The following is a 25,139-nucleotide window of genomic DNA, read 5'->3' as shown; positions in this document are numbered from 1 at the left end:
CGCGGCACCGCCCCAGGCCGCTCCGGCCGCGACGAGCGCGCCGATCGCGGAGAACGCTCCGGCCGCGCCCGCGGCGAAACGGGCCGCTTCAGCCCGCACGGCCAAGCCGGCGGCACCTGCGGCACCTGCCCGTGCGGCCACATCGGCTGCACCCCAGACTCCCGTCGGTCCTGCCGGCGGTCAGAATCCCGCATCCGTCGCGAATGGAGACCCCGCATGACCCGCGTCCTGATCGTCGAGGACGAGCCCGACCTCGCCGACCCGCTCGCCTACCTCCTTCGCCGCGAGGGCTACGAGGTCGAGATCGCCGAAGACGGCCCGACCGCCCTGACCGCGTTCCGCGAGCGGGGCGCCGACATCGTGCTCCTCGACCTCATGCTGCCCGGAATGCCGGGCACCGAGGTGTGCCGCCAGATCCGGGTCAGCTCGGCCGTGCCGATCATCATGCTGACCGCCAAGGACTCCGAGGTCGACATCGTGGTGGGCCTCGAGCTCGGCGCCGACGACTACGTCACCAAGCCGTACTCCGCACGCGAGCTGCTCGCCCGCATGCGCGCCGTGCTGCGACGGTTCTCGCAGATCGACGCCGACCTCGAGGACCGCGTGCTCGAAGGCGGTCGCGTCGTGCTCGACATCGACCGTCACACCGTCGCCGTCGAGGGTGGCGAGATCAACATGCCGCTCAAGGAATTCGAGCTGCTCGAGGTGCTCATGCGCAACGCGGGCCGCGTGCTCACGCGGGGCCAGCTCATCGACCGCGTGTGGGGAAGCGACTACTTCGGCGACACGAAGACCCTCGATGTGCACATCAAGCGGATCCGCTCCCGCATCGAGAAGAACCCCGGCTCGCCGGAGATGCTGGTGACCGTGCGCGGCCTCGGCTACCGCTTCGAGGGCTGAGCCGCCGCACGCGAAAGAGGGCGCCCCTGATGGGGCGCCCTCTTTCGTGTGCGCGAGCGTCGCTCAGGGAGCGAGCGGTGCGAGGTAGTCGAGCGTCCCGTCCAGCACGGGCACCGAGACGAGCGCGCCCTCCGAGTCGCCGGACTGGAAGAACGTGGTGATGTCGGTGCCGGGAACGGCGTCGAGGTCCTCGACGAGCAGCGGCTCGTCCTCCTCGGAGCCGAGGCTCACGGTCGTGTTCGCGGGCACGCGCACGGTGAGCGTCGGGCCGCCCTCGCCGAACTCGATGTTGAGGGTCTGCGAGTCGTCGGTCTGGTTGATCAGCGCGGCGACGAAGTTGCCCTCGGACCCGTCCTCGTCGGCGACGATCTGGGCGTTGCGCACCTCGACGGGCCCGGCCTCGTGGACGTTCGTGCCCTCGGCCGCGGAGTACGGGATCGTGGTCGCCTGCGGCGAGATCATGCTGCACCCGGTCGTCGTGAGGACGAGTGCGCCCCCGATGGCCAGCGACGCGATGAGGCGGCGGTTCACGGATCCTCCATAAGACGGATGACGGTTCTTCAGCATTCTAGGGGCTCGCGATGCACGGCGCGGAGCACCACCTCGGCCGGAGGGCGGAGAACCTTAGCGTATTTCGCCTGTGGTATCCTGGAGGTTGCCGAAAGGACATAACTCCATGCTTTTTGAGGTTGGCGAGACGGTCGTCTACCCCCACCACGGGGCGGCTACGATCATCGAGGTCAAAGACCGGATCATCAAGGGCGAGACGAAGAAGTACCTGAAGCTCAACGTCACGCAGGGTGATCTCATCATCGAAGTCCCCGCAGAGAACGTCGACCTGGTCGGCGTCCGAGACGTCATCGGCAAGGAGGGCCTCGACAAGGTCTTCGAGGTGCTGCGCGCTCCCTTCACGGAGGAGCCGACCAACTGGTCGCGCCGCTACAAGGCGAACCTCGAGAAGCTCGCCTCCGGTGACGTCATCAAGGTCAGCGAGGTCGTGCGCGACCTCTGGCGCCGCGATCAGGACCGCGGCCTGTCGGCCGGGGAGAAGCGCATGCTCGCCAAGGCGAAGCAGATTCTGATCTCCGAGCTTGCCCTGGCGGAGAAGACCGACGAGGAGAAGGCCAGCGTTCTTCTCGACGAGGTCCTCGCGAGCTGAGACTCCTGGAACGGCGCCCCGATGGGGCGCCGTTCTGCTGTGCGCACCCGATTCCGGCCGGCCGGACGCGCACGGCGCCGCCCGCCGATCGCGATAGCGTGAACGGGTGAGCATCACTCCCGTGCCGCGCGTCGGCGTCATCGTCGTGGCCGCCGGATCCGGTACCCGACTGGGCGCCGGAGCGCCGAAAGCGTTCGTCGGCATCGACGGGAGCAGCATCCTGCGTCACGCCCTGGAGGGCGTCTTCGCCGCCCCGCTCGCGCAGGTCGTGATCGTCGCTCCCGCCGGGCGCGAGGGCGACGCGCTGAGCGAGGCGCTGGCCGCCGCGGGGAACCGGCGGGAGCTGGTCTCGGTGGTCGCGGGCGGCGACACCCGCCAGGCCTCCGTGGCCGCCGGTCTCGCAGCCCTGTGGGCCGATGTCGAGGTCGTGCTGGTCCACGACGCGGCGCGCGCCCTCACCCCGGCCGAGGTCTTCGAGCGCGTCATCGCGGCGCTCGACGGCGGCGCGGTCGGCGCGATCCCCGTGCTCCCGGTCGTCGACACGATCAAGCGCGTCGCGGGTGACGAGATCCTCGCCGCGGTCGACCGCGCCGAGCTCGCCGCGGCGCAGACGCCGCAGGGCTTCCGGCGAGACGTGCTCGACGCGGCATACGACGCCGCCACGACGGACTTCACCGACGACGCCGCTCTGGTCGCGGAGGCCGGGCATGCCGTCGCGGCCGTGCCGGGGCATCCGCTCGCCTTCAAGATCACGACCGCGGCGGACCTCGATCGCGCCCGCCACCTGATCGCCGAGCCCGCGCCGCACGCCGCAGCACACCTCGGCGGCGCGCCGGCGCTTGCGCGCGTCGGCGTCGGCACGGATGTGCATGCGTTCGGCGGCGAGGGGACGCTGTGGCTCGCGGGACTCGAATGGCCGGGTGAAGCGCCGCTGTCCGGGCACTCCGACGGCGACGCCGTCGCGCACGCGATCGTCGACGCCGTGCTGGCAGCCGCGGGCCTCGGTGACATCGGCACGCACTTCGGCACCGATCATCCCGAGTACGCCGGCGCGCACGCGGGCGCCTTCCTGACGCGCACCGTCGCGCTGCTCGGGGAAGCGGGCTGGCGCGTCGGCAACGTCTCGGTGCAGGTGCAGGCGAACCGCCCGCGAATGTCCGCACGCCGCGCCGAGGCCGAGAGAGCCCTGTCGGCCGCGCTCGGCGGCGCGCCCGTGTCGGTCTCTGCGACGACGACCGACGGTCTCGGGTTCACCGGGCAGGGCGAGGGGGTCTCGGCCTTCGCGGTCGCCCTCGTCGTCCCGGCCTGATCGCTCCGCTGCCGTCGGGCGTCAGAGCGTGCGCGTCATGAACACGGAGAACGGGTCGAGCGCGTAATCCTCGAAAGGACCGCAGACGACGAAGCCCTCGCTCTCGTAGAGGCGCTGCGCGGGCGCGAAGTCCTCGGTGGCGCCCGTCTCGAGCCACAGACTCGACATTCCGCGCCGTCGGGCGTCCTCGATGATGTGGCGCAGCAGCGCGCGGCCGACGCCGGTGCCGCGGAACCTGTCATCCGCGCGCATCGACTTGATCTCGCCGCGGTCGGCGTCCAGCGCCTTCAGTGCGCCGACGCCCGCGAGCTCGCCGTCGATCCACGCCGTCCAGACCGAGAGCGACGGATGCCGCAGCGCATCGATGCCGAGCGCGTGCACGCTCTCGGGCGGAGAGGTGTCGTGCATCCCCGCCAGGTGCCGGGCGATGAGGCGCCGGGTGGCGTCGCCGCTCAGGTCGTCGGTGCGGATCTCGATGGTGCGCTGCATGTCGCGCCCAGTGTGCCACGCGCCGGTTTCGGCCGTGTTTCCCGCCGTCGGACCTGCTTCACGCTTCGACGGCGTAGGGAGCGGGGTCGCGCGGCGACCGGGATCCCCATGCAAGGAGAGCGAGCCCCGCGGCGAGCACCACGAGCCCCACGATCGCGAGTGCCGACAGCCGCTCGCCGAGCACCACGATGCCGAGCACGCTCGCGGTCAGTGGCTCGCCGAGCGTCAGCGTCGCGGCGGTGGCCGCAGTGAGGCCGCTCAGGCCCCACGTGAACAGCACGTACGCGATGGAGATGGTCGCCAGGCCCAGCCACAGGGCCATCACCACACCTGACGTCGTGCCGAGCCACGAGAGGTCGACGAAGGGGAGTGCGAAGGCGCAGATGATCGCCGAGCTGGCGCCCATGGCGCCGACGACCGTGAAGGGATCCCAGCCGTCGTCGAGCAGGCGTCGCTGCGCGTTGGCGATGACGGCGAACGAGGCGCCCGCGCCGATGGATCCGAGCAGTCCCAGGGGATCCGTGCCGCCGGTCGCGCCGGCTTCGCCGCCGAAGCCGAGCAGCACGACGCCGATCGTCGCGAGCGCGGTCGCACCCATCCACGTCGGTGTCGGCATCCGTCGCGTCAACGCCCATTCCAGGAGGCCGGCGAGGATCGGCGCCGAGCCGAGGGCGACGACCGTGCCCACCGCGACGCCGTTGCGTGCGGTGCCGAGGAAGAACAAGGGCTGGTACAGCGCGAGGCATGCGCCCGTCAGCACCATGAGCAGGACGGGGCGGACGCCCCAGCGCGGCCGGACCGCACCCGCCGGCAGACGTCGGGAGTGCCGCGCGGCGAGCGAGAACGCGATGATCGCGAGTCCGGTGCCGCCGATCACCATGCGCATGACGCCGATCGACAGGGGAGTGGTGCCGGCGGGGCCGAGCGCCTGCGAGGTGCCGGTCGTGCCGAACAGGAGCGCGGCGGCGAGGACGGCGAGCACATGCACCTCCCGTTTATATCCGAAACGGCGCCCTCCGTCGGAATGCCCTCGCCGCCGCACTCACTCAGGGTCGGTGGGGTACCCGCCGGTAGGCTGGTGCGGTGACGGTTCAGCTGTACGACACCAAGGCGCAGACCCTGCGCGATTTCGTGCCCCTCGACCCCGGAAACGTCACGATCTACGTCTGCGGTCCGACGGTGCAGTCCGGCCCTCACATCGGGCATCTGCGCGGCGCGCTGAGCTTCGACATCCTGCGCCGCTGGCTCACCCACCGGTACGGCCGTGTCACCTTCGTCCGCAACGTCACCGACATCGACGACAAGGTGCTCTCGAACGCGTCGGACGGTGAGCCGTGGTGGGCTCTCGCGTACCGCATGGAGCTCGAGTTCACGCGCGCGTACACCGCGATCGGCATTCTCCCGCCGACCTACGAGCCCCGAGCGACGGCATCGATCCCGCAGATGCAGGAGCTCATCCAGCGACTCATCGAGGCCGGGCACGCCTACGCCGCGGCGGCGGACACGGAGGCAGCGGGCGACGTCTACTTCGACGTCCGGTCGTGGGTGGACTACGGGTCGCTCACGAACCAGTCGATCGACGCGATGGAGCCGGCGGCCGACGCGGATCCGCGGGGCAAGCGCGACCCGCGCGACTTCGCCCTCTGGAAGGGCGCCAAGGCCGGCGAACCGGCATCGGCGACCTGGGCCTCGCCCTGGGGACTCGGCAGGCCCGGCTGGCACATCGAGTGCTCCGCGATGGCGCGCCGCTACCTCGGCGCGGAGTTCGACATCCACGGCGGCGGGCTCGACCTGCGCTTCCCCCACCACGAGAACGAGCTCGCGCAGTCGACGGCGGCCGGCGACGGCTTCGCGCGGTACTGGGTGCACAACGGCCTCGTGACGGTCGGCGCCCAGAAGATGTCGAAGTCGCTGTTCAACTTCGTCCTCGCCGAGGACCTGCTGCGCGAGCGCGACCCGCTCGTCGTGCGCTACGCGCTCGCGGCGGCGCACTACCGATCGAGCCTCGACATCACGACCTCGACATTCGACGAGGCCGAGGCGGCGCTCGATCGCATCCGCACCTTCCTCGAGCGCGCGCTGCGCTCGCTGCGGGGAACCGAGGACGTGCGAGTGGATGCTGCGGTCCCGGCCGCGTTCGCAACCGCCCTCGATGACGACCTCGGGGTGCCCCAGGCGCTCGCCGTGCTGCACGAGAGGGTGCGTGACGGCAACTCCGCGCTCGATGCCGGTGACCGCGACGCGGCGCTGCGCGCGTTCGCCGACGTCGCCGTGATGGCGGGCGTGCTCGGCATCGACCCCCTCGACCCGCACTGGCGGTCGACGAACGCCTCGGCCGAGGCATCCGCTCTCGACGCCCTCGTCGAGACGATGATCGCCCAGCGCGCCGACGCGCGCGCGGCGAAGGACTGGGCGGCCGCCGACCGCATCCGCGACGCGATCGCGGCGGCCGGCATCGCCCTCGAAGACGGTCCCGACGGGACGCATTGGAGTGTCGCCGATGCTCCTCGCCCGGCGGAGAGCAACTGACGGGCTGCGGCCCGCACGAAGGAGAACTGATGGCAAAGCCAGGACGCCCCGGCGCCAGCAAGGGCAACAAGAAGGGCCCCACCAAGGGCACCGGCGGCAAGAACAAGCGGTCCCTCGAGGGCCGCGGGCCGACACCCAAGGCCGAGGACCGCGCATGGCACCCGGCAGGCAAGCGCAAGGCCGCCGCTGAGCGGTACGCCGCTGCGGGCGGCACGGGCAGGCCCGGGCAGTCCGCGCCGCGGTCGTCGCGCCCCGCGAAGAAGGACGACGACACCGAGACGGTGACCGGCCGCAACTCCGTGCTCGAGGCGCTGCGCGCCAAGATCCCCGCCACCGCGTTCTACATCGCGCAGCGCGTCGAGATGGACGACAGGGTCAAGGAGATGCTCGCGATCGCCACGCATCGCGACATCCCGGTGCTCGAGGTCACGCGCCCCGAGCTCGACCGCATGGCGGGCTTCGACGGCGTGCACCAGGGCGTCGCGCTCAAGGTGCCGCCGTACGAGTACGCCCACCCGCAGGACCTGCTCGAGAAGGTGATCGACGCGGGCCAGACGCCGCTGTTCGTCGCGCTCGACGGCATCACCGACCCGCGCAACCTCGGCGCGATCCTCCGCTCGACCGCGGCCTTCGGCGGGCAGGCGGTCATCGTCCCGCAGCGCCGCTCGGCCAGCGTCAACTCGGCCGCGTGGAAGACGAGCGCCGGCGCCGCGGCTCGTGTGCCGGTCGCCCTCGCCTCGAACCTCACCGCGATGCTCAAGGACTTCAAGAAGCAGGGCGTGTTCGTCCTCGGACTCGACGGCGGAGGAGACGTCTCCCTTCCGGCCCTCGAGCTCGCGGACCGGCCGGTCGTGATCGTGGTGGGTTCCGAGGGCAAGGGCCTCTCGCGCCTGGTCACGGAGACCTGCGACCAGATCGTGTCGATCCCGATCTCGTCGGCCACGGAGTCGCTCAACGCCGGGATCGCGGCATCCGTCGCGCTCTACCAGGTCTCGACGCTCCGGGGCACCGCTCCCGCCTGAGTCCGCGTGTGACGCGCGCGGGAAGATCCCCACGCGGCGCACGTTCTCCTCTGCAGAGCCGGCGACAGCCGGCACACCACTCGTCGAAAGGCAGCACATGGCACGCATCGCCGTCATCGGAGGCTCGGGATACGCCGGCCGTCACATCGTCGCCGAGGCGGTGAGCCGGGGCCACAGCGTCCTCTCGATCGCGCGCCGCATCCCCGCCGAGCGCCATGCGGGGGCGATCTACATCGAGGGCTCGCTGACGGACGTGCCCGACCTGCTCGCGCAGATCGAGGGCGTCGATGTGGTCGTATCGGCGGTCGCGCCGCGCGGCGACATGCAGGGGCTCGTGCGCCCGAACATCGCGGCCCTCGCCTCGCTTCTGCCCGAGGGCGTTCGCCTCGGCGTGATCGGCGGGGCCGGCGGCAGCCTCGTCACCGAGGGCGGCGAGCGGGTCGTCGACCTTCCCTCGTTCTCCGAGGACTACAAGGCGGAGGCGCTCGAGGCCATCGGCATCCTCGACGACCTCAAGGAAGCGCCCGAGTCGGTGGACTGGTTCTACATCCACCCCGCGGGCGGCTTCGGTGCGTACAACCCGGGAGAGCGGACCGGTGAGTACCGCACCGGCGGCGACGTCATCGTCACCGACGCCGAGGGCGAGTCGTACATCTCGGGCGAGGACCTCGCCGTCGCGATCGTCGACGAGATCGAGCACCCGCAGCACCCCCGCAAGCGGTTCACCGTCGGGTACTGACAGCGGCAATCGCGAAAGGGTGCATCTCCGCCGGCGGAGATGCACCCTTTCGTCGTCGGGCGAGGCGAGACGGTCTCAGACCAGGTCGCGCCAGTCGATGTCGTCCTCGTCGTCGTCGATCACGGGGTTGGACGATGTGATGACGGACAGCGACACGGTCTCGGTCGGCGGACCCATCAGGGTCGCCTCGTCGCGGCGGTGGCGCAGCACGTTGTCGATGTAGCTCGTCAGGGACTCGGCGAGCGGCACCGACTTGCCCTTGGCCTGGGACAGGTACCAGCGGTGCTCGAGCAGCTGGTGGAACACTTCGGCGGGTTCGAGCTTCGAGCGCAGGTCCCAGGGGATCGCCTTGACGACCGGCTCGAACACCCGGGTGAGCCACTCGTGGGCGACCATCTCCTCGTCGTCGCCGAGGCGTGAGATCCGCACGCGGAACTCGTCGAGGTCGTTGAGCAGGCGCCGGGCCTGGTTCTCCTCGACGTCGAGGCCGGTCAGACGCAGCAGACGCCGCTGGTGGTGGCCGGCGTCGACGACCTTCGGCTGGATCGACACCCGGGTGCCGTCGGTCGTGGCCTGGATCGACATCTCGCCGATGTCGAATCCGAGGTCGTTCAGCCGCTGCACCCGCTCGGTGAGCCGGTACGCCTCGTCGGCCCGGAACGTCTCCTCGTCGGTGAGCGCCGCCCACAGCGAGTGATACGCCGACACGATGCCGTCGGCGATCGCGATCGCGTCGACGCCGCCTTCGAGGCGCCCACCGGCCTCGAGGTCCATGATCTCGCCGGCGATGTTCGTGCGGGCGACGTCGAGGTCGTGCGCGCGCTGGCCCGGGGTCAGGCCGCTCTCGTGCAGCTCGCCGGTCTCGGCGTCGACGAGGTAGGCGGCGAACGCGCCCGCGTCGCGGCGGAACAGCGTGTTCGACAGCGACACGTCGCCCCAGAAGAAGCCGACGTTGTGGAGGCGGACCAGCAGCAGCGCGAGCGCATCGACGAGGCGCGTCGCGGTGTCGGGGCGCAGCACCTGCGTGAACAGGGCGCGGTAGGGGAGCGAGAACTTCAGGTGCGCCGTCACCAGGGCCGCGGGAAGCGGCTCGCCCGCAGAATCCTTTCGTCCGGCGATCACGGCCACGCGCTCGACGCACGGCACGTCCAGGCGGGCGAGGTTGCCGAGCATGTCGTACTCGCGCTGCGCCATGGCCTGGGTCGTCTCCTTGATGGCGACCACCCGGCCCGAGAGATTGGCGAACCGCACCAGGTGGCGCGAGATGCCCTTGGGCAGGAACACGATGTGGCTCGACGGCCACTCTCCGAGCGGTGTCGACCACGGCAGCGTCAGCAGCCCCGGATCGACGCTCGAGGCGGTGATGCTCAGGGCGTCAGGCACATACCCTCCTGGAAAAGGGCGACGGCGCGGGGGGAAGAAGCTCCCACCCGCGCCGTCGCGAACGAATCAGCGGTTACGCCGCGGCGATCGCCTTGTCGGTGAGGCGCTCGCCCGACTCGATGTCGAACACGTGGACGTGTCCGGGGACCGGAGCCAGCGTGACCTTGTCGCCCGCGATCGGGTGACGGCGGCCGTCGACGCGCGCGACGATGTCGGTGCGCTTGCCGGCGACGTCGGCGTGACCGTAGAGGTAGCCGTCGGCGCCGAGCTCCTCGACGAGGTCGACGGTGACCGTGAGGCCCTTGCCGTCCTCGGGAGCGACCTGGATGTCCTCGGGACGGACCCCGATGGTGACCTCCGAGCCGTGCGCCTTGCCGAGCGTGTCAGCCTCGACGCCCACGACCCGGTCGCCGAACTGCACGCCGCCCTCGGCGATGTGCGCCGGGAACAGGTTCATGGCGGGCGAGCCGATGAAGCCGGCGACGAACACGTTGTTCGGCTTCTCGTAGAGGTCGCGCGGGGTGCCGACCTGCTGCAGGAGGCCGTCCTTGAGGACCGCGATACGGTCGCCCATGGTGAGCGCCTCGGTCTGGTCGTGCGTGACGTAGACCGTGGTGACGCCGAGGCGGCGCTGCAGCGACGCGATCTGCGTACGGGTCTGGACGCGGAGCTTGGCGTCGAGGTTCGACAGCGGCTCGTCCATGAGGAACACCTGGGGCTGGCGGACGATCGCGCGGCCCATGGCGACGCGCTGACGCTGACCACCCGAGAGGGCCTTCGGCTTGCGGGTCAGGTACTCCTCGAGGTCGAGGAGCTTCGCGGCCTCGAGGACGCGAGCGGCGCGCTCCTCCTTGCCGACGCCGGCGATCTTGAGCGCGAAGCCCATGTTCTCGGCGACCGTCATGTGCGGGTACAGCGCGTAGTTCTGGAAGACCATCGCGATGTCGCGGTCCTTCGGGGGGACGTCGGTGACGTCACGGTCGCCGATGAGGATGCGGCCCGAGTTGACCTCTTCGAGGCCGGCCAGCATGCGCAGCGACGTGGACTTGCCGCAGCCCGACGGGCCGACGAGAACCAGGAACTCGCCATCGGCGACCTCGAGGTTGAGCTTGTCCACAGCGGGGCGAGTGCCCCCGGGGTACAGACGAGTTGCGTTGTCAAACGTGACGGACGCCATGTTCTCTTCTCCTTCACCGGCAGGTACGTGCCGGACGATCCGTAGTGAGGAATGAGCGGGGGCTTACCCGCACGCCCGCCATCGGGCGCAAGGAACAGTATGACACGGCGCGCGCGGAGCTTGCGTCTGGGCATTTCCCAGGGTGGCTGACTAGCATCGTGGACGGCCGCTTTCCCGCCTGGCCAGTGCGAATCCATGGTCACGCCGATTCGCTGCCCCCCTTCCGCCCCGAGAGGTTCCATGTCGAGCGACGAGTCACAGAACGCCGCGCCCAGCGAGCGCCGCGACGCCGTGCGCGAGAAGGCGCAGCAGGTGAAGGCGCGCCAGTCGCGAGCGCGTCTGATCCGACGCACGTCGCTGCTCGTCGTCGCCCTCGCGTTCGTGGCCGTCATCGCCGTCGTGGTGACGTGGACCGTCTCGTCGAGCGCATCGAAGCCGACCATGAGCCCCGCCAAGGGCGTCGACGGCGGCTTCGTCGTCACCGACGTCACCGGAGCGGGCGTCGCCGACGACCCCAGCGCCGGCGGCCTCGTCGAAGGCGAGGCGAGCACGACTCCCGAGACCGAGCCGACTCCCACCGCGACCCCGACGGACGCGCCGGCGGTCGACATCCGCGTGTACGTCGACTACCTCTCGACGGGTTCGCGCGAGTTCCAGCTCGCGAACATGAAGCAGCTCTCGCAGTGGATCGATGACGGCGCCGCCACTTTGACGTACTACCCGGTGGCCATGCTCACCGCGAAGTCGAACGGCACCAAGTACTCGCTGCGCGCCGCCGGCGCCGCGGCCTGCGTCGCCCAGAACTCGCCCGACTACTTCTTCGCGTTCAACGACGCCCTGCTGCGCCAGCAGCCGGAGGTCGACTCCGACGGCCTCAGCGACGAGGAGCTCGCGACGCTCGCGCAGGCGACCGGTCTCGACGGCGGCAAGGTCGTCCGCGCATGCATCGAGGACCAGTCCTACGCGTCGTGGGCGAAGTCGGCGACCGAGCAGGCGCTGAAGGAGCTCCCGGGAACGGACGGCGTCGCCCTCACCGGCACTCCGATGGTGCTGGTCAACGGCACGCAGTACGTGGGCAAGCTCGACGACCCCAAGGAGTTCGCGCAGTTCGTGCTGACGGTCGCCAGCGACGCGTACTACAAGGCGACGCCGACCCCCACGCCGACGCCGACGCCGACGGCTCCCTGATCGGATCCTCGCGCGGGCGCCGCTAGACTGGGCGCTCTGCCGACTTGGCGCAATTGGTAGCGCACCGTACTTGTAATACGGGGGTTACGGGTTCAAGTCCCGTAGTCGGCTCCAGTTTCCGGCGACTCGTCGCCGCGGGTGCGCGCCCCGTGGCGGGCTCCCGTCCCGCGGGCAGGAGAGGATGGATCGGGTGACCGCACGCCGCCTGCCTGCATGGATCGGCCTCGGCGGCGCCGCACTCATCGGCATCCTCACCGCCGTGCAGGCGCGCATCAACGGCCAGCTCGGCGTTCGCATCGGCGACGGGTTCGCCGCCGCCGTGATCTCGTTCGGCTCGGGGCTGATCGTCCTCGTCGTGCTGTCGGCCGTGCTGCCGCAGGGACGGCGCGGATTCGGCGCCTTGGCGACGGGGCTGCGCGAGCGGAGGATCCCGATCTGGATGCTGTGCGGTGGCGTCGCCGGGGCGCTCTCGGTCGCCACGCAGTCGCTCGCGGTCGGCATCATCGGGGTGGCGCTGTTCACCGTGGGGGTCGTCGCCGGGCAGACGGTGAGCGGGCTGCTGCTGGACCGCGCCGGCGTCGGGCCGGCCGGTGTCGTCGCGGTGACGCCGGCGCGCCTGGTCGGCGGCGCGCTCGCGGTGCTGGCCGCCGCGGTGTCGCTCGCCGGAGGCGTGCACGCGCCGCTGGTGCTCCTGGTGCTGCCGTTCCTCGTCGGCGCGGGCATCGCGTGGCAGTCGGCGGTCAACGGCCGGCTGCGTCAGCGCGTCGGCACACCGCTGACGGCGACCCTCGTCAACTTCATCGGCGGCACGGCGGTGCTCGGTGCGGCCGAGCTCATCCACACCGCGATCGCGGGACCCCCGACCACGTTCCCGTCCGATCCGTGGCTGTACTTCGGCGGGGTCATCGGCGTGACCTACATCTTCCTCGCGGCGGCCCTCGTGCCGTACACCGGTGTCCTGCTGCTCGGCCTCGGCACCGTCGTCGGGCAGGTCGTCACCTCGGTCCTCATCGACGCGCTCTGGCCGACGCGGGCCGCGCCGACGATCGGCGCCTCCCTCCTCATGTCGACGCTGGCAATCCTGTCGGTGGTCGTCGCCGCCGTGCCGTGGAGAAGGATGCCGCGCCGCGGCCACTGACATCGCGCACATCGTCGCCTCACCCCGGGCCGCACCGCGGGGTGGCATGCTGAGACCGTGCCGAAGGGGTTGCATCCGCGCCGCACCCTCCCGTCGCGCGCCCTCGGCGCACGACCGCCCGATCGTGCCGTGCTCGCGCTGACGCCCGAGGAGCTTCTCGGCATCGATCGACTCCTCGCGCCCACCGACCGGCTCCTCGCGGACGGCTACCCCGGCGACGACGACACGCGCCAGCCTGTGCACACCGTCTACGTCGCCGCCGATCGATACGCGCCGGCACTGCCCCGGGAGTGGGGCGCCGCGGCACGGGAGGCCGTCGAGGACCACGGGGGCATGGAGGCCGTCGCCCTCGACCTCGGAGTGCCGGAGGCGTTCGCCGCCCAGGTCGCGACGCGCGTCACGGCGAAGCTCGCGTCCGAGCCGATCGAGGACCTTCGCCTCGACCTCGAGGACGGGTACGGAGACCGGGGCGACGAGACCGAGGACGCCGACGTCCGACGCGCCGCGGAGCGGCTGCTCGCGGCGGTCGCCGGCGGGGAGGCGCCGCCCTTCTTCGGGATCCGCATCAAGGGTCTCGAACGAGCGACGCGAGGACGCGGCATCCGTTCTCTCGATCTGTTCCTGTCGACGCTGCTCGCCGCCGGCGATCTGCCGGACGGCCTCCGGGTGACCTTGCCGAAGGTCACCACCGTCGCGCAGGTCGAGGCGATGGCGCGGCTGTGCGACCGCCTCGAGCAGCACCACGGGCTCGCAGCCGGTCGCCTGCGGTTCGAGATGCAGGTCGAGACCCCGCAGATCGTGCTCGCCGCGGACGGGACCTCGCCGCTGGCGGCGGCCATCCACGCGGCGCACGGCCGCGTGAGCGGGCTGCACTACGGCACGTACGACTACAGCGCCGCCCTCGGCGTCGCCCCGGCGTACCAATCGATGGACCACCCGGCGGCCGACCACGCCAAGAACGTGATGCAGGTCGCCGCGGCGCAGACCGGGGTGCGGCTGTCGGACGGGTCGACGAACATCCTCCCGGTGGGCGACGCGGACGCGGTGCGCGCAGCGTGGCGCCTGAGCGCACGGCTCACCCGCCGTTCGCTCGAGCGGGGCTTCTTCCAGGGCTGGGACCTGCATCCCGCGCAGCTCGTCCCGCGGTTCGTCGCCAACGCCCTGTTCTACCGGGAGGGCTTCGCTCCGGCCGTGGAGCGCCTGCGAGCGTACGTCGACCGGGTCGAGGGCGGGATCCTCGACGAACCGGCGACCGCCCGCGCGCTGGCGGCGTTCGTGTCCCGCGGCGTCGCCTGCGGGGCCATCGCCGAGGACGAGCTGACGGATGCCGCGGGCCTCGATCTCGCCGCACTCGCCGCGCTCGCCGATCCGCCGCACACCACGACCGAGGGGCACGCATGAGCTACTACACGCCGCAGGGGGGACTGCCGCCGCAGACCGCGCTCCTCACCGATCGCGCCGTGGTGAAGCCCGCGTACACGTTCATCCCGAAGGGCGTGCTGCGCGACATCGTCACGAGCAACCTCCCGGGGTTCACGCACACGCGGTCGTGGATCCTGGCGCGGCCCGTCGCGGGTTCGGCGACGACGTTCGCGCAGCTGATCGTCGAGATCGCACCCGGCGGGGGAGCCGACAGGCCCGAGGCCGAGCGCGGTGTCGAGGGCGTCGTGTTCGTCACCGCAGGCGCGCTCACGCTCGTCCTCGAGGGGGAGCGGCATGTGCTCGACCCGGGCGGCTACGCGTTCCTCGCGCCGGGCGCGGCGTGGTCACTGGCCAACGAGGGTGAGGAGCCGGCGAGCTTCCACTGGATCCGCAAGGCCTACGAGCCGGTCGAGTCGGTCCCGGTGCCCACGTCGTTCATCGCGCGCGACCAGGACGTCGAGCCGCGCGCCATGCCCGACACCGACGGCGCATGGGCGACGACCCGCTTCGTCGATCCCGACGACCTCTCGCACGACATGCACGTCAACATCGTCACGTTCCGGCCCGGTGGCACGATCCCGTTCGCCGAGACCCATGTCATGGAGCACGGGCTCTACGTCCTGCAGGGCAAGGCGGTGTACCGGCTCAACGACGACTGGGTCGAGTGCGAGGCCGGCGACTACATGCTGCTCAGGGCCTTCTGTCCGCAGGCCTGCTACGCCGGCGGCCCCGAGCCCTTCCGGTACCTGCTGTACAAGGACGTCAACCGCCAGATCCGGCTCACCTGACAGCGGAGAATTCATGACGGAACGGATGCTGCCGCACGACCTGGTCGTGCGCGGCCGGCGCGTGCTCACCGACGGCGGATTCCTGCCGTGCGAGGTCGCGGTCGCGGACGGACTCATCGTCGCGATCGAGCCGCTCGGCACGGGCTTGCGCGGACACGACGAGGTCGAGCTGCAGGACGACGAGGCGCTGCTGCCGGGCCTGGTCGACACCCACGTGCACGTCGATGAGCCGGGGCGCACCGAGTGGGAGGGGTTCGCCTCGGCCACGAAGGCCGCGGCGGCCGGCGGCGTGACCACGATCATCGACATGCCCCTCAACAGCATCCCGCCCACCGTCTCGGTGCAGGCCCTGGAGGTCAAACGCCTGACCGCGCGCGACCAGGTGTTCGTCGACGTCGGGTTCTGGGGTGGCGCGATCCCCGGCAACACGCGGGAGCTGCGCCCTCTGCATGACGCCGGCGTCTTCGGGTTCAAGTGCTTCCTGCTGCCCTCGGGCGTGGACGAGTTCCCTCCCCTCGACGCCGCGGAGATGGAGCGCGACATGGCCGAACTCGCCGGGTTCGGCGGACTGCTCATCGTGCACGCGGAGGACGCGGCGACGATCGAGCACGCCCCGCACGCGAACGGGGCGCGTTACGACCGATTCCTCGCGTCGCGCCCGCACTCGGCCGAGGTCGTCGCGATCGCCGAGGTCATCGGCCGCGCCCGCCGCACCGGCGCCCGCGCACACATCCTGCACCTGTCGTCCGCGGACGCGCTCCCTCTCATCGCGGCCGCCAAGCGCGAAGGCGTGCGCCTCACCGTCGAGACGTGCCCGCACTATCTGACCCTGACCGCGGAGGACGTGACGGACGGGGCGACCGCCTTCAAGTGCTGTCCGCCGATCCGCGAGGCGGCCAACCGCGACCGGCTCTGGGAGGGGCTGATCGAGGGGACGATCGACAGCATCGTCAGCGACCATTCGCCCGCCACGCTCGAGCTCAAACACCCCGGCGACGGCGATTTCGCCGTCGCCTGGGGCGGCGTCGCGTCGTTGCAACTGGGGCTGTCCGTCGTGTGGACCGAGGCCCGCCGGCGACGCATCCCGCTCGAGAAGGTGGTGGAATGGATGTCGGCGCGTCCGGCGGCCCTGGCGGGCCTCGCCCGCAAGGGCAGGATCGCGCTCGGCGTCGACGCCGACCTGTCGGTGTTCGCACCCGATGACGGGTTCGTCGTCGACGTCGCCCGCCTGCACCACAAGAACCCCGTCTCGCCGTACGACGGCCGCGCCCTGTCGGGCGTCGTGCGCGAGACCTTCCTGCGGGGCGAGCGGGTCGACTTCGCCGAGCCCCGCGGTCGCCTGCTGCGTCGCGACGCGGCCTGAGCGCCGCCACCGGCCGCTCCGGCCGGGTGAGACGTGACGATACGGAAGAAGAGTGAGATGTCGGCAGATCCCTATGGCAGCGGTGCAGAAGTCCTCGAGGCGGAGGACGACCTGCGGTCGCTGATCACCACGCGTCCGGCGCGGCACCGCGCCGTGGACCCGGCGATCGCGCGCTCGTGGCTGCTCGTCCCGGGGACGCGCCCCGAGTCGTTCGACGACATGGCGGCGTCGCGCGCCGACGCGGTCGTGCTCGACATCGAGGATGCGGTCGACCCGAGCAACAAGCCGCAGGCCCGGCAGGACGTCGCCGACTGGCTCCGGGGCGGCGGTCGTGCGTGGGTGCGCGTCAACGACGCGCTGAGCCCGTTCTGGGCAGACGACCTCGCGACCCTCGCAGGCCTGCCCGGTCTCCTGGGCATCATGCTCGCCAAGACCGAGTCGGCCGACCAGGTGACGAGCTCGTTCGACCGCCTCGGCGGCACGGTGCCCGTGGTCGCCCTCGTCGAGTCGGCTCTGGGGATGGAGGATGCCGCGCACATCGCCCGCGCCCGCGGCGCCTTCCGCCTCGCGTTCGGCAGCGGCGACTTCCGCCGCGACACCGGCATGAGTGCGGACGCCGAGGCGATGGCGTACCCGCGGGCGCGCCTGGTCGTCGCCAGCCGCGTGGGCAACCTGCCCGGGCCGATCGACGGTCCGACCGTGGGCAACAGCATGCCGACGCTGCGCGAGCACTCCGCGATCACGGTGTCGATGGGCATGACCGGCAAGCTCTGCCTCGCGGCCGAGCAGGCGCCCGTCATCAACGAGGTCATCTGCCCCACGCCCAGCGAGGTGCTGTGGGCACTGGACTTCCTCGCCGACTTCGAGGGGCGCGGTCGGGTGATCCGCGACGGCAGCGACTTGCCCAGGCTCGGCCGGGCGCAGAAGATCGAGAAGCTGGCTCTCGCGTTCGGGGTGCACCCGACCTCGTGACCGGCGACCCCGGGCGACGAACCATCGAAGGGACCGACGACATGGCCGACATCCGCCTGAACGAGGGCGACGCGAATCCCGGATTCGCGCTGCCCGACTCCACCGGCACGGTGGTGCGACCGGAAGACTTCGCCGGCCGCCGGCTCGTCGTCTATTTCTACCCGGCCGCGTTCACACCCGGCTGCACCACCGAGGCGTGCGATTTCCGCGACAACCTCGCCTCGCTGCAGGCGGCGGGGGTCGCCGTCGTGGGGATCTCGCCCGACTCGGTCGAGAGGCTCGCGGAGTGGGCCGAGGCCGAGCAGCTGCAGTTCCCACTCCTCTCCGACGCGGATCACGCCGTCGCCGAGGCGTGGGGCGCATGGGGGACCAAGGTGGTGAACGGTGAGGAGCGCGTGGGTCTCATCCGATCGACCTTCGTGCTGGATGCCGAGGGCACGGTGCAGTCCGCCGAGTACCGGGTCGATCCCCACGGCCATGTGGACCGCCTCCGCGCCCAGCTCGCCGCCTGAGCCCCCACCCAGGCACGCCGCAGCGATGGAGCTGGACGCGTTCAACCGCCTCGACGCCGAAGCCGCGCGAGCCGTGGTGCGCCCGTGCGTCGACATCGACCGGTGGGTCGATGCCGTCGTCGCAGGGCGACCCTATGCGACGACGGCGGAGATGCTCGCGGCGGCCCGCACGAGCGCCCCGCGGTGGACGCCGGCCGAGATCGACGGCGCCCTCGCCCACCACCCCCGCATCGGCGAGCGCGCGAGCGGAGGCGGGGCCGAGGCATCCCTCTCGCGATCCGAGCAGGCGGGGATCGGGAAGTCGACCGCCGACGTCGCCGCCGCGCTCGCCGCCGGCAACCGCGCCTACGAGGAGAAGTTCTCGCGGGTCTTCCTCATCCGCGCCGCCGGGCGCAGCGCCGACGAGATCCTCGGTGCGCTGAGGGAGCGGCTGGCCCACACTGAGGAGGAGGAGATCCCGGTCGTGGCGGAACAGCTGCGGCAGATCGCCGTCCTCCGACTCGAAGGGATCATCGGTTCATGAGCCAGATCACGACGCACGTGCTGGATGCTGCGCTCGGAGGCCCTGCGTGCGGCGTCGGCGTCGTGCTCACCGCCGCCGACGGGGCCGAGATCGCATCCGGCGTGACCGACGAGTCCGGCCGGATCTCGGACCTCGGACCGGAGCGCCTCGACGCCGGCACGTACCGGCTCACGTTCGCGACCGGGGACTTCTTCGCCGCGACGGGGCGTGCGACGCTCTACCCGGTCGTGTCGATCGACTTCGCGGTCGCCGACTCCGCGCAGCACTACCACGTGCCCCTGCTGCTCAGCCCGTTCGCGTACTCGACCTATCGGGGGAACTGACATGTCCGAGCCCGCGATCGTCCTCGGCCCCAACCAGTACGGCAAGGCCGAGGTGCGGCTCGTCCGGGTCGACCGGGACGGTCGGCGGCACACGATCACCGACCTCGACGTGACCTCGCAGCTGCGCGGCGACTTCACCGCCGCCCACGTCGAGGGGGACAACGCGCGGATCGTCGCCACCGAGACGCAGAAGAACACGGTGTTCGCCTTCGCCCGCGACGGCGTCGGCACGCCCGAGGAGTTCCTGCTCCGGCTGGGGCGACACTTCACCGGGGAGTTCGACGGGGTCACCGGCGGACGCTGGGAGGCCGAGCAGTACACCTGGAACCGCATCCCCGTCGACGGCGAGGGGCACGACCACTCGTTCGTGCGAGGCGGCACCGAGACCCGCACGGCCGTGGTCACGTTCGCCGGAGCCGAGGCGACGGTCATCTCGGGGCTGCGCGACCTCGCGGTGCTGAAGTCCGCCGGGTCGGAGTTCCACGGTTTCGTGCGCGACCGGTACACGACCCTCGCCGAGACCGACGACCGCATCCTCGCGACGTCCGTCACCGCGAGGTGGCGTTACAACCGCCTCGACGCCGGGTTCGACGAGTCGTTCGCCGAGGTGCGCCGGCTGCTGCTCGAGGCGTTCGCCGGGACGCACTCGCTCGCGCTCCAGCACACCCTGTATGAGATGGGCCGGCGGGTGCTCGAGGCCCGCGCCGAGATCGACGAGATCCGCTTCTCGATGCCGAACCTGCACCACATCGCGGTGGACCTGACGCCGTTCGGGCTCGACAACCCCAACGAGGTCTTCTACGCCGCCGACCGCCCGTACGGGCTGATCGAGGCGGCGGTGCTGCGCGACGGCGTGCCGGGTGACCACCCCGCGTGGCACGGGATCGCCGGCTTCTGCTGACGCCGGATCCACGCGCGCGTCAGGGCCGCGGCGCGGTGTCAGCCCTTCGGCATGCGGCTCACGAAGCGGGTGGCGTCGACGCCCTTGCGGCGGGTCGGACGCGAGCGCTTCGGCTTGCCGCCGACGTACAGCCAGCCGAGGAGCTCCTCGTTCTTCTTCAGGCCGTGGGCCTTCGCGACGACCTTCGACCGGGTGTGCTCGCCCGCCGTCCGCCAGAAGACGCCCCAGCCGGCCTCATCGAGCACCAGGCTCAAGACGTGCGCGACGCCGGAGGCGACGGCCTCCTGCTCCCACCGCGGCACCTTGTGCGTCTTGCTGTAGCTCGCCACCACCGCGATGATCAGCGGCGCGCGCATCGGCTTCGACGACGAGCCCTTGTGACCCTCGGCCTTGTTGAGCGCCTTGCCCAGACGCTGTCGATCGGCGCCGCGCAGCTCGATGAGCCGCCACGGGTGCAGGGACTTGTGGTCGGCGACGCGCCCGGCGGCAGCGACGAAGTCGAGGAGCTCCTCGTGCGAGGGCGCCTCATCCGTCACCTTCGACCACGACCGCCGTGCGAGCGCGGCGTCGAGCGCGCCGGACATCACGCCGCGCCCTCGCCGGGAGTGAACTGCAGCGAGATCGAGTTCATGCAGTAGCGGTCGCCGGTCGGGGTGCCGAATCCGTCGGGGAACACGTGGCCCAGGTGCGAGCCGCAGTTCGCGCAGCGCACCTCGGTGCGCACCATGCCGTGGCTGTTGTCCTCGATGAGCTCGACGGCCTCCGGGCGGATGGACTCGTAGAAGCTCGGCCAGCCGCAGTGGGAGTCGAACTTCGTGCCGCTCTGGAACAGCTCGGCGCCGCATGCCGCGCACGTGTAGAGGCCGGCGCGGCTCTCGTCGAGCAGCTCACCGGTCCAGGGCCGCTCGGTGCCCGCCTGGCGGAGCACTGCGTACTGCTCGGCGGTCAGGTCTTCGCGCCACTGGGCGTCGCTCTTGTCGACGGCGTAGGTCATGGTTCCTCCTCGGCCGCGCACAAACGGCCACCCTCCATTCAACCCCAGCGACCGATGCGGTGGGGCGGCTCCGCGTCCCCCCTGCGTCGTGAAACCCCACGGGGCGGACGAGACCTCGGGGTTCCCCCACGGTCCCGGCCCCGGAGTGTCGTCTCACCGGAGGACACGATGCGACAGGACAGCATGGGGGAGGATGAGGGCATGGGCGGGGCGGACGCGGGCGAGCAGGCGGCGGTCGTCGAGCGGTACGCGCGCTTCGCGCGCGACGAGGCGCCAGGCCGGTCGGCGCTGTACGCCGAGTGGGCGGACGGCGTCGCCTCCGCTCCGGAGCTCGCGGCCGTCCTCGCGCGCATCCCCGCCACGCGGCGGCAGCCGCCGCTGGTGTTCGCGGTGACCCGCATGCTCGGCGCGCCCGAGAGCGCGTTCCCGGCGTGGGCGGCGTGGCTCGCCGAGCACGGCGACGAGGTCGTGGCCGAGGCATCCGTCCGCCGTCTGCAGACCAACGAGCCGCAGCGGTGCGCGGCCCTGCTCCCGGCCCTCGCGACGATCGACGGGCCGGTCGCGCTGCTCGAAGTCGGCGCGAGCGGCGGGCTGTGCCTGTACCCCGACCGCTATTCGTACCGTTATCGGGGGAGCGGTGGCGTCCTCGCGCTCGACCCCGATGCCGGCACTTCGGCGGTGGTGCTCGAGTGCGAGGTCACCGGCGCACCGCCGCTGCGGCTGCCGCAGGTCGTCTGGCGCGCCGGGATCGACCTCGAGCCGCTCGACGCCTCCGACGAGGGCGACCGGCGATTCCTCACGAGCCTCGTGTGGCCGGGGGAGAGCGGAAGGACGGAGCGGATCGCCGCCGCCCTCGACATCGCCGCCGCGGACCCGCCGCATGTGGTCGCCGGCGACGCCTCCGACCCGGAGGTGCTGCGCGCGGCCGCCGCGCTCGCACCCGCCGGCGCGACGCTCGTCGTCACGACGCCGGGGGTCCTGCCGCACATCCCGCGTGCCGGACGCGAACGCCTCCTCGATGCCGTGCGCACCCTCGACGCGGTCTGGATCACGATCGACCCTCCCGCGCTGCACGACCGGTGGCACCCTCCCGTCGATGCCGCCTCGTGGGGCGGCTTCGTGCTCGGCCGGGACGGCGAAGCGCTCGCCGCGGTCGACCCGCTCGGCTCGTTCGTGCACTGGCGCGCGTGGCGCACGGGGGGAACGGATGCCGCGGGCTAGCGTGGACGCGTGCCCCTGACCGACCGCGACCGCGCCATCCTCGATTTCGAGGCCGAATGGCGCCGGCACGCGGGGGCCAAGGAGGAGGCCATCCGCTCCGACCTCGGCCTGTCGCCGGCGCGGTACTACCAGCTGCTCGGCCGCCTCATCGACACGACCGACGCGCAGGAGCACGACCCCATGCTCGTGAAGCGGCTCCGCCGGCTGCGCGAGGCGCGTCTGCACGAGCGCGCCGGCCGCGCCGCAGACGCGCGCTGAGTGCACGCCGCGCCACGCGGGCGGGGCCGCGCAGGGCGCCCGGGGTTCGGCAGGTAGCATCGACGGGTGCCGACCACCAGCTTCCCCCGGGATCGTTTCGACGATGTGCCGGAGACGGACCGCGTCGGCGCCCACCGGGCGGAGAACCCGCGGATGCGGGGATGGGTCGTCCTGCTGTGGGCCGCACTGGCGACCGTCGTGCTCATCGCCGTGGGCATCTTCGGCACGCTGCTCGCGTCCGGACGCATCGAGCTGGTCCCGGCTCCCACCCCGACTGTCGAACCGATCCCCGATGTGACGCCGGTCGTCGACGTGAACTACGACGTGATGATCCTCAACGCGACCCCCGAGCAGGGGCTCGCGACGCAGATGAAGGACGTCGTCGTCGGTGCGGGCTGGGCGGATGACAAGGTGACCGCGGGCGAGGCGGGGTCGCAGGACTTCCCGACGACCACCGTGTTCTACGTCGATCCTGCTGATGAAGCCGCGGCGGCGGGCCTCGCCGACGTCATCGGAGGCGCCGAGATCGAGCAGAGCGAGGCGTACCCCGCGACCACGGAGGGCGTGCCGCAGCTCACCGTCGTGATCGGTGTCGACCGCACGGCTGCGGGGCAGACCCCGGCCCCTACGCCCTGACCCGTCCCGTGCGTGTTTCGCGCCGGTAAACACTTGTGTGCCTGCATGTCAACAAGTGACGAAACGCGCGGATGCCGCGATTTCGCCTGCATACGATGAAGCCCTGCACCGCCGGCAACAGGAGAAACGCATGACCCAGGGCACCGTCAAATGGTTCAACGCCGAGAAGGGATTCGGCTTCATCACCGTCGCCGACGGCCAGGACGTCTTCGTCCACTACTCGAACATCGACATGTCGGGCTTCCGCGTGCTGGAGGAGGGGCAGACCGTGGAGTTCACGGTCGGCTCCGGCCAGAAGGGGCCGCAGGCCGAGTCCGTGCGCGTCGTCTGACGCCCGGCTCAGCGCCCCACGCTGAACCGACACCGGAGACGGGATGCCGAAAGGCGTCCCGTCTCCTTGCGTTTCAGCATCCGTCCCCGCGGCTTGCACTCGATAGGGTCGAGTGCCAGAATGATTTAGCACTCGTCTTCATTGAGTGCTAATACCCAAAGCCAACGTTCCGGAGGGACGACACACACATGGCAAAGATCATCGCTTTCGACGAGGAGGCCCGTCGCGGCCTCGAGCGCGGCCTCAACATCCTGGCCGACGCCGTCAAGGTGACGCTCGGCCCGCGCGGTCGCAACGTCGTGCTCGAGAAGAAGTGGGGCGCCCCCACGATCACGAACGACGGTGTCTCCATCGCCAAGGAGATCGAGCTGGACGACCCGTACGAGAAGATCGGCGCGGAGCTCGTCAAGGAGGTCGCCAAGAAGACCGACGACGTCGCCGGCGACGGCACCACGACCGCCACGGTCCTCGCCCAGGCACTCGTCCGCGAGGGCCTGCGCAACGTCGCGGCCGGCGCCGACCCCATCTCGCTCAAGAAGGGCATCGAGAAGGCTGTCGCGGCCATCACCGCTGAGCTGCTCGAGTCGGCCAAGGAGGTCGAGTCCAAGGACCAGATCGCCGCGACCGCGTCCATCTCGGCCGCTGACCCGGAGATCGGCCAGCTCATCGCTGAGGCGATCGACAAGGTCGGCAAGGAAGGCGTCGTCACCGTCGAGGAGTCGCAGACCTTCGGCACCGAGCTCGAGCTCACCGAGGGCATGCGCTTCGACAAGGGTTACATCAACCCCTACTTCGTCACGGACCCGGAGCGCCAGGAGGCGGTCTTCGAGGACCCGTACATCCTCATCGCGAACCAGAAGATCTCGAACATCAAGGACCTTCTGCCCGTCGTCGACAAGGTGATCCAGGACGGCAAGGAGCTCGTCATCATCGCCGAGGACGTCGAGGGTGAGGCTCTCGCGACCCTCGTGCTCAACAAGATCCGCGGCATCTTCAAGTCGGTCGCCGTCAAGGCTCCCGGCTTCGGCGACCGTCGCAAGGCGCAGCTGCAGGACATCGCGATCCTCACCGGCGGCCAGGTCATCACCGAGGAGGTCGGTCTCAAGCTCGAGAACGCCACCCTCGACCTGCTCGGCCGTGCGCGCAAGGTCATCGTCACGAAGGACGAGACCACGATCGTCGAGGGTGCCGGCGAGGCGGGCCAGATCGAGGGTCGCGTGACCCAGATCCGCCGCGAGATCGACAACACCGACAGCGACTACGACCGCGAGAAGCTCCAGGAGCGCCTCGCCAAGCTCGCCGGCGGCGTGGCCGTCATCAAGGCGGGCGCGGCCACCGAGGTCGAGCTCAAGGAGCGCAAGCACCGCATCGAGGACGCCGTCCGCAACGCGAAGGCTGCCGTCGAGGAGGGCATCGTCGCCGGTGGTGGCGTCGCGCTCATCCAGTCGGGCCGCAAGGCTCTCGACTCGCTCGAGCTCACCGGTGACGAGGCGACCGGTGCCAACATCGTGCGCGTCGCGATCGAGGCTCCGCTCAAGCAGATCGCCCTCAACGCGGGTCTCGAGCCCGGTGTCGTGGCGAACAAGGTGTCGGAGCTCCCGCTCGGCCACGGCCTCAACGCCGCGACGGGCGAGTACGGTGACCTGTTCGCGCAGGGCATCATCGACCCCGCCAAGGTGACCCGCTCGGCGCTGCAGAACGCCGCGTCGATCGCCGGCCTGTTCCTCACGACCGAGGCCGTCGTCGCCGACAAGCCCGAGAAGGCTGCCGCTCCCGTCGGCGACCCGACCGGTGGCATGGACTTCTGATCCAGAATTCCACGACCGCGTAACGCGTTCACAGAACGGCCCCTCCTCGCGGAG

At 71.2% G+C, this 25,139-nt stretch carries 28 protein-coding genes and 1 tRNA gene; 22 read left to right on the top strand and 7 right to left on the bottom strand.

Going from position 1 to position 25,139, the window contains the following annotated elements:
• The first annotated feature begins 216 nt into the window (after positions 1 to 216).
• Positions 217 to 900, top strand: coding sequence for a response regulator (locus AC3A46_RS01590; protein ID WP_487663485.1), 684 nt, complete (start codon positions 217 to 219; stop codon positions 898 to 900).
• 63 nt (positions 901 to 963) lie between these two features.
• Here AC3A46_RS01590 and AC3A46_RS01585 read toward each other — a convergent pair whose 3' ends face one another.
• A complete protein-coding gene (locus tag AC3A46_RS01585) occupies positions 964 to 1,431 on the bottom strand; it encodes a DNA modification methylase (RefSeq protein WP_487663484.1) in 468 nt (155 codons plus the stop codon).
• A gap of 145 nt (positions 1,432 to 1,576) precedes the next feature.
• Here AC3A46_RS01585 and AC3A46_RS01580 point away from each other — a divergent pair, with 145 nt between their 5' ends.
• Together AC3A46_RS01580 and ispD are read left to right on the top strand one after the other, a co-directional pair.
• A complete protein-coding gene (locus tag AC3A46_RS01580) occupies positions 1,577 to 2,059 on the top strand; it encodes a CarD family transcriptional regulator (protein ID WP_045298114.1) in 483 nt (160 codons plus the stop codon).
• A gap of 106 nt (positions 2,060 to 2,165) precedes the next feature.
• Complete coding sequence (gene ispD, locus AC3A46_RS01575; protein ID WP_487663483.1) at positions 2,166 to 3,368, top strand: 2-C-methyl-D-erythritol 4-phosphate cytidylyltransferase; 1,203 nt, start codon at positions 2,166 to 2,168, stop codon at positions 3,366 to 3,368.
• Between the two features lie 21 nt (positions 3,369 to 3,389).
• Here ispD and AC3A46_RS01570 read toward each other — a convergent pair whose 3' ends face one another.
• Entirely contained in the window at positions 3,390 to 3,857 is a 468-nt protein-coding gene (locus AC3A46_RS01570; RefSeq protein WP_487663482.1) for a GNAT family N-acetyltransferase, read from the bottom strand.
• 58 nt (positions 3,858 to 3,915) lie between these two features.
• Positions 3,916 to 4,845 carry a DMT family transporter gene (locus AC3A46_RS01565; protein ID WP_487663481.1) on the bottom strand — a complete coding sequence of 310 codons (930 nt, stop codon included), beginning with the start codon at positions 4,843 to 4,845 and terminating at the stop codon, positions 3,916 to 3,918.
• Positions 4,846 to 4,940: 95 nt separating this feature from the next.
• Here AC3A46_RS01565 and cysS point away from each other — a divergent pair, with 95 nt between their 5' ends.
• The 3 genes from cysS to AC3A46_RS01550 all read left to right on the top strand — a co-directional run bounded on the left by cysS (position 4,941) and on the right by AC3A46_RS01550 (position 8,147).
• Positions 4,941 to 6,386 carry a cysteine--tRNA ligase gene (gene cysS / locus AC3A46_RS01560; protein ID WP_487663480.1) on the top strand — a complete coding sequence of 482 codons (1,446 nt, stop codon included), beginning with the start codon at positions 4,941 to 4,943 and terminating at the stop codon, positions 6,384 to 6,386.
• Positions 6,387 to 6,415: 29 nt separating this feature from the next.
• Positions 6,416 to 7,408 carry a 23S rRNA (guanosine(2251)-2'-O)-methyltransferase RlmB gene (gene rlmB / locus AC3A46_RS01555; protein WP_487663479.1) on the top strand — a complete coding sequence of 331 codons (993 nt, stop codon included), beginning with the start codon at positions 6,416 to 6,418 and terminating at the stop codon, positions 7,406 to 7,408.
• A gap of 97 nt (positions 7,409 to 7,505) precedes the next feature.
• Positions 7,506 to 8,147, top strand: coding sequence for an NAD(P)-dependent oxidoreductase (locus tag AC3A46_RS01550; protein ID WP_487663478.1), 642 nt, complete (start codon positions 7,506 to 7,508; stop codon positions 8,145 to 8,147).
• 75 nt (positions 8,148 to 8,222) lie between these two features.
• On the opposite strand, the gene AC3A46_RS01545 is transcribed toward AC3A46_RS01550, so the two are convergent.
• Together AC3A46_RS01545 and AC3A46_RS01540 are read right to left on the bottom strand one after the other, a co-directional pair.
• Positions 8,223 to 9,530: a DUF4032 domain-containing protein gene (locus AC3A46_RS01545; RefSeq protein ID WP_487663477.1), complete on the bottom strand. Its 1,308-nt coding sequence runs from the start codon at positions 9,528 to 9,530 to the stop codon at positions 8,223 to 8,225.
• A gap of 73 nt (positions 9,531 to 9,603) precedes the next feature.
• Positions 9,604 to 10,707 (bottom strand): ABC transporter ATP-binding protein, encoded by a 1,104-nt coding sequence (locus AC3A46_RS01540; protein ID WP_487663476.1) that lies wholly within the window; start codon positions 10,705 to 10,707, stop codon positions 9,604 to 9,606.
• 240 nt (positions 10,708 to 10,947) lie between these two features.
• Here AC3A46_RS01540 and AC3A46_RS01535 point away from each other — a divergent pair, with 240 nt between their 5' ends.
• The 11 genes from AC3A46_RS01535 to pucL all read left to right on the top strand — a co-directional run bounded on the left by AC3A46_RS01535 (position 10,948) and on the right by pucL (position 19,837).
• Complete coding sequence (locus AC3A46_RS01535; RefSeq protein ID WP_487663475.1) at positions 10,948 to 11,895, top strand: DsbA family protein; 948 nt, start codon at positions 10,948 to 10,950, stop codon at positions 11,893 to 11,895.
• Between the two features lie 38 nt (positions 11,896 to 11,933).
• A tRNA-Thr gene (locus tag AC3A46_RS01530) sits at positions 11,934 to 12,009 on the top strand.
• 67 nt (positions 12,010 to 12,076) lie between these two features.
• Complete coding sequence (locus AC3A46_RS01525) at positions 12,077 to 13,033, top strand: DMT family transporter (RefSeq protein ID WP_487663474.1); 957 nt, start codon at positions 12,077 to 12,079, stop codon at positions 13,031 to 13,033.
• A gap of 129 nt (positions 13,034 to 13,162) precedes the next feature.
• Positions 13,163 to 14,434 carry a DUF6986 family protein gene (locus AC3A46_RS01520; RefSeq protein ID WP_487663498.1) on the top strand — a complete coding sequence of 424 codons (1,272 nt, stop codon included), beginning with the start codon at positions 13,163 to 13,165 and terminating at the stop codon, positions 14,432 to 14,434.
• Entirely contained in the window at positions 14,431 to 15,243 is an 813-nt protein-coding gene (locus AC3A46_RS01515) for a bifunctional allantoicase/(S)-ureidoglycine aminohydrolase (protein ID WP_487663473.1), read from the top strand. Before AC3A46_RS01520 ends, AC3A46_RS01515 begins: the two co-directional genes overlap by 4 nt.
• Before the next feature lie 13 nt (positions 15,244 to 15,256).
• On the top strand, positions 15,257 to 16,606 hold the full coding sequence (allB, locus tag AC3A46_RS01510) for an allantoinase AllB (protein ID WP_487663472.1): 1,350 nt from the start codon (positions 15,257 to 15,259) through the stop codon (positions 16,604 to 16,606).
• Positions 16,607 to 16,663: 57 nt separating this feature from the next.
• Positions 16,664 to 17,578, top strand: a complete 915-nt coding sequence (locus AC3A46_RS01505) for an HpcH/HpaI aldolase/citrate lyase family protein (protein ID WP_310292564.1) — start codon at positions 16,664 to 16,666, stop codon at positions 17,576 to 17,578.
• Between the two features lie 41 nt (positions 17,579 to 17,619).
• Entirely contained in the window at positions 17,620 to 18,090 is a 471-nt protein-coding gene (gene bcp / locus AC3A46_RS01500; protein WP_487663471.1) for a thioredoxin-dependent thiol peroxidase, read from the top strand.
• A gap of 25 nt (positions 18,091 to 18,115) precedes the next feature.
• Positions 18,116 to 18,613: a 2-oxo-4-hydroxy-4-carboxy-5-ureidoimidazoline decarboxylase gene (gene uraD / locus AC3A46_RS01495; RefSeq protein WP_487663470.1), complete on the top strand. Its 498-nt coding sequence runs from the start codon at positions 18,116 to 18,118 to the stop codon at positions 18,611 to 18,613.
• Positions 18,610 to 18,936, top strand: a complete 327-nt coding sequence (gene uraH / locus AC3A46_RS01490) for a hydroxyisourate hydrolase (RefSeq protein ID WP_487663469.1) — start codon at positions 18,610 to 18,612, stop codon at positions 18,934 to 18,936. The genes uraD and uraH overlap by 4 nt, the downstream gene beginning before the upstream one ends.
• Before the next feature lies 1 nt (position 18,937).
• Positions 18,938 to 19,837, top strand: a complete 900-nt coding sequence (gene pucL, locus AC3A46_RS01485) for a factor-independent urate hydroxylase (protein ID WP_487663468.1) — start codon at positions 18,938 to 18,940, stop codon at positions 19,835 to 19,837.
• Between the two features lie 38 nt (positions 19,838 to 19,875).
• Here pucL and AC3A46_RS01480 read toward each other — a convergent pair whose 3' ends face one another.
• Together AC3A46_RS01480 and msrB are read right to left on the bottom strand one after the other, a co-directional pair.
• Positions 19,876 to 20,421 carry a nitroreductase family protein gene (locus AC3A46_RS01480; RefSeq protein WP_487663467.1) on the bottom strand — a complete coding sequence of 182 codons (546 nt, stop codon included), beginning with the start codon at positions 20,419 to 20,421 and terminating at the stop codon, positions 19,876 to 19,878.
• Positions 20,421 to 20,831, bottom strand: coding sequence for a peptide-methionine (R)-S-oxide reductase MsrB (msrB, locus tag AC3A46_RS01475; RefSeq protein WP_487663466.1), 411 nt, complete (start codon positions 20,829 to 20,831; stop codon positions 20,421 to 20,423). The genes AC3A46_RS01480 and msrB overlap by 1 nt, the downstream gene beginning before the upstream one ends.
• Before the next feature lie 201 nt (positions 20,832 to 21,032).
• Here msrB and AC3A46_RS01470 point away from each other — a divergent pair, with 201 nt between their 5' ends.
• The 5 genes from AC3A46_RS01470 to groL all read left to right on the top strand — a co-directional run bounded on the left by AC3A46_RS01470 (position 21,033) and on the right by groL (position 25,085).
• On the top strand, positions 21,033 to 22,052 hold the full coding sequence (locus tag AC3A46_RS01470) for a DUF2332 family protein (protein WP_487663465.1): 1,020 nt from the start codon (positions 21,033 to 21,035) through the stop codon (positions 22,050 to 22,052).
• Between the two features lie 9 nt (positions 22,053 to 22,061).
• Positions 22,062 to 22,310, top strand: coding sequence for a DUF3263 domain-containing protein (locus tag AC3A46_RS01465; RefSeq protein WP_045298149.1), 249 nt, complete (start codon positions 22,062 to 22,064; stop codon positions 22,308 to 22,310).
• A gap of 66 nt (positions 22,311 to 22,376) precedes the next feature.
• A complete protein-coding gene (locus AC3A46_RS01460) occupies positions 22,377 to 22,946 on the top strand; it encodes a LytR C-terminal domain-containing protein (protein ID WP_487663464.1) in 570 nt (189 codons plus the stop codon).
• Between the two features lie 130 nt (positions 22,947 to 23,076).
• Positions 23,077 to 23,277 carry a cold-shock protein gene (locus AC3A46_RS01455; RefSeq protein WP_045298154.1) on the top strand — a complete coding sequence of 67 codons (201 nt, stop codon included), beginning with the start codon at positions 23,077 to 23,079 and terminating at the stop codon, positions 23,275 to 23,277.
• A 188-nt stretch (positions 23,278 to 23,465) separates the two neighbouring features.
• Positions 23,466 to 25,085, top strand: a complete 1,620-nt coding sequence (gene groL / locus AC3A46_RS01450) for a chaperonin GroEL (protein WP_045298156.1) — start codon at positions 23,466 to 23,468, stop codon at positions 25,083 to 25,085.
• Positions 25,086 to 25,139 lie beyond the last annotated feature (54 nt).

The organism is Microbacterium sp. Soil_C_42 (assembly GCF_057656735.1).
Note: the sequence above shows the minus strand (reverse complement) of the source record. Positions and strands in the feature narration are given on the sequence as shown.

Bases quoted from the DNA above. Each gene is read 5' to 3' on its own strand.
- AC3A46_RS01590 (WP_487663485.1), top strand. From the start codon at position 217: ATGACCCGCGTCCTGATCGTCGAGGACGAGCCCGACCTCGCCGACCCG.
- AC3A46_RS01580 (WP_045298114.1), top strand. From the start codon at position 1,577: ATGCTTTTTGAGGTTGGCGAGACGGTCGTCTACCCCCACCACGGGGCG.
- AC3A46_RS01570 (WP_487663482.1), bottom strand. From the start codon at position 3,857: ATGCAGCGCACCATCGAGATCCGCACCGACGACCTGAGCGGCGACGCC.
- rlmB (WP_487663479.1), top strand. From the start codon at position 6,416: ATGGCAAAGCCAGGACGCCCCGGCGCCAGCAAGGGCAACAAGAAGGGC.
- AC3A46_RS01550 (WP_487663478.1), top strand. From the start codon at position 7,506: ATGGCACGCATCGCCGTCATCGGAGGCTCGGGATACGCCGGCCGTCAC.
- AC3A46_RS01540 (WP_487663476.1), bottom strand. From the start codon at position 10,707: ATGGCGTCCGTCACGTTTGACAACGCAACTCGTCTGTACCCCGGGGGC.
- AC3A46_RS01535 (WP_487663475.1), top strand. From the start codon at position 10,948: ATGTCGAGCGACGAGTCACAGAACGCCGCGCCCAGCGAGCGCCGCGAC.
- AC3A46_RS01525 (WP_487663474.1), top strand. From the start codon at position 12,077: ATGGATCGGGTGACCGCACGCCGCCTGCCTGCATGGATCGGCCTCGGC.
- AC3A46_RS01515 (WP_487663473.1), top strand. From the start codon at position 14,431: ATGAGCTACTACACGCCGCAGGGGGGACTGCCGCCGCAGACCGCGCTC.
- allB (WP_487663472.1), top strand. From the start codon at position 15,257: ATGACGGAACGGATGCTGCCGCACGACCTGGTCGTGCGCGGCCGGCGC.
- AC3A46_RS01505 (WP_310292564.1), top strand. From the start codon at position 16,664: ATGTCGGCAGATCCCTATGGCAGCGGTGCAGAAGTCCTCGAGGCGGAG.
- bcp (WP_487663471.1), top strand. From the start codon at position 17,620: ATGGCCGACATCCGCCTGAACGAGGGCGACGCGAATCCCGGATTCGCG.
- uraD (WP_487663470.1), top strand. From the start codon at position 18,116: ATGGAGCTGGACGCGTTCAACCGCCTCGACGCCGAAGCCGCGCGAGCC.
- uraH (WP_487663469.1), top strand. From the start codon at position 18,610: ATGAGCCAGATCACGACGCACGTGCTGGATGCTGCGCTCGGAGGCCCT.
- pucL (WP_487663468.1), top strand. From the start codon at position 18,938: ATGTCCGAGCCCGCGATCGTCCTCGGCCCCAACCAGTACGGCAAGGCC.
- AC3A46_RS01480 (WP_487663467.1), bottom strand. From the start codon at position 20,421: ATGTCCGGCGCGCTCGACGCCGCGCTCGCACGGCGGTCGTGGTCGAAG.
- msrB (WP_487663466.1), bottom strand. From the start codon at position 20,831: ATGACCTACGCCGTCGACAAGAGCGACGCCCAGTGGCGCGAAGACCTG.
- AC3A46_RS01470 (WP_487663465.1), top strand. From the start codon at position 21,033: ATGGGCGGGGCGGACGCGGGCGAGCAGGCGGCGGTCGTCGAGCGGTAC.
- AC3A46_RS01455 (WP_045298154.1), top strand. From the start codon at position 23,077: ATGACCCAGGGCACCGTCAAATGGTTCAACGCCGAGAAGGGATTCGGC.
- groL (WP_045298156.1), top strand. From the start codon at position 23,466: ATGGCAAAGATCATCGCTTTCGACGAGGAGGCCCGTCGCGGCCTCGAG.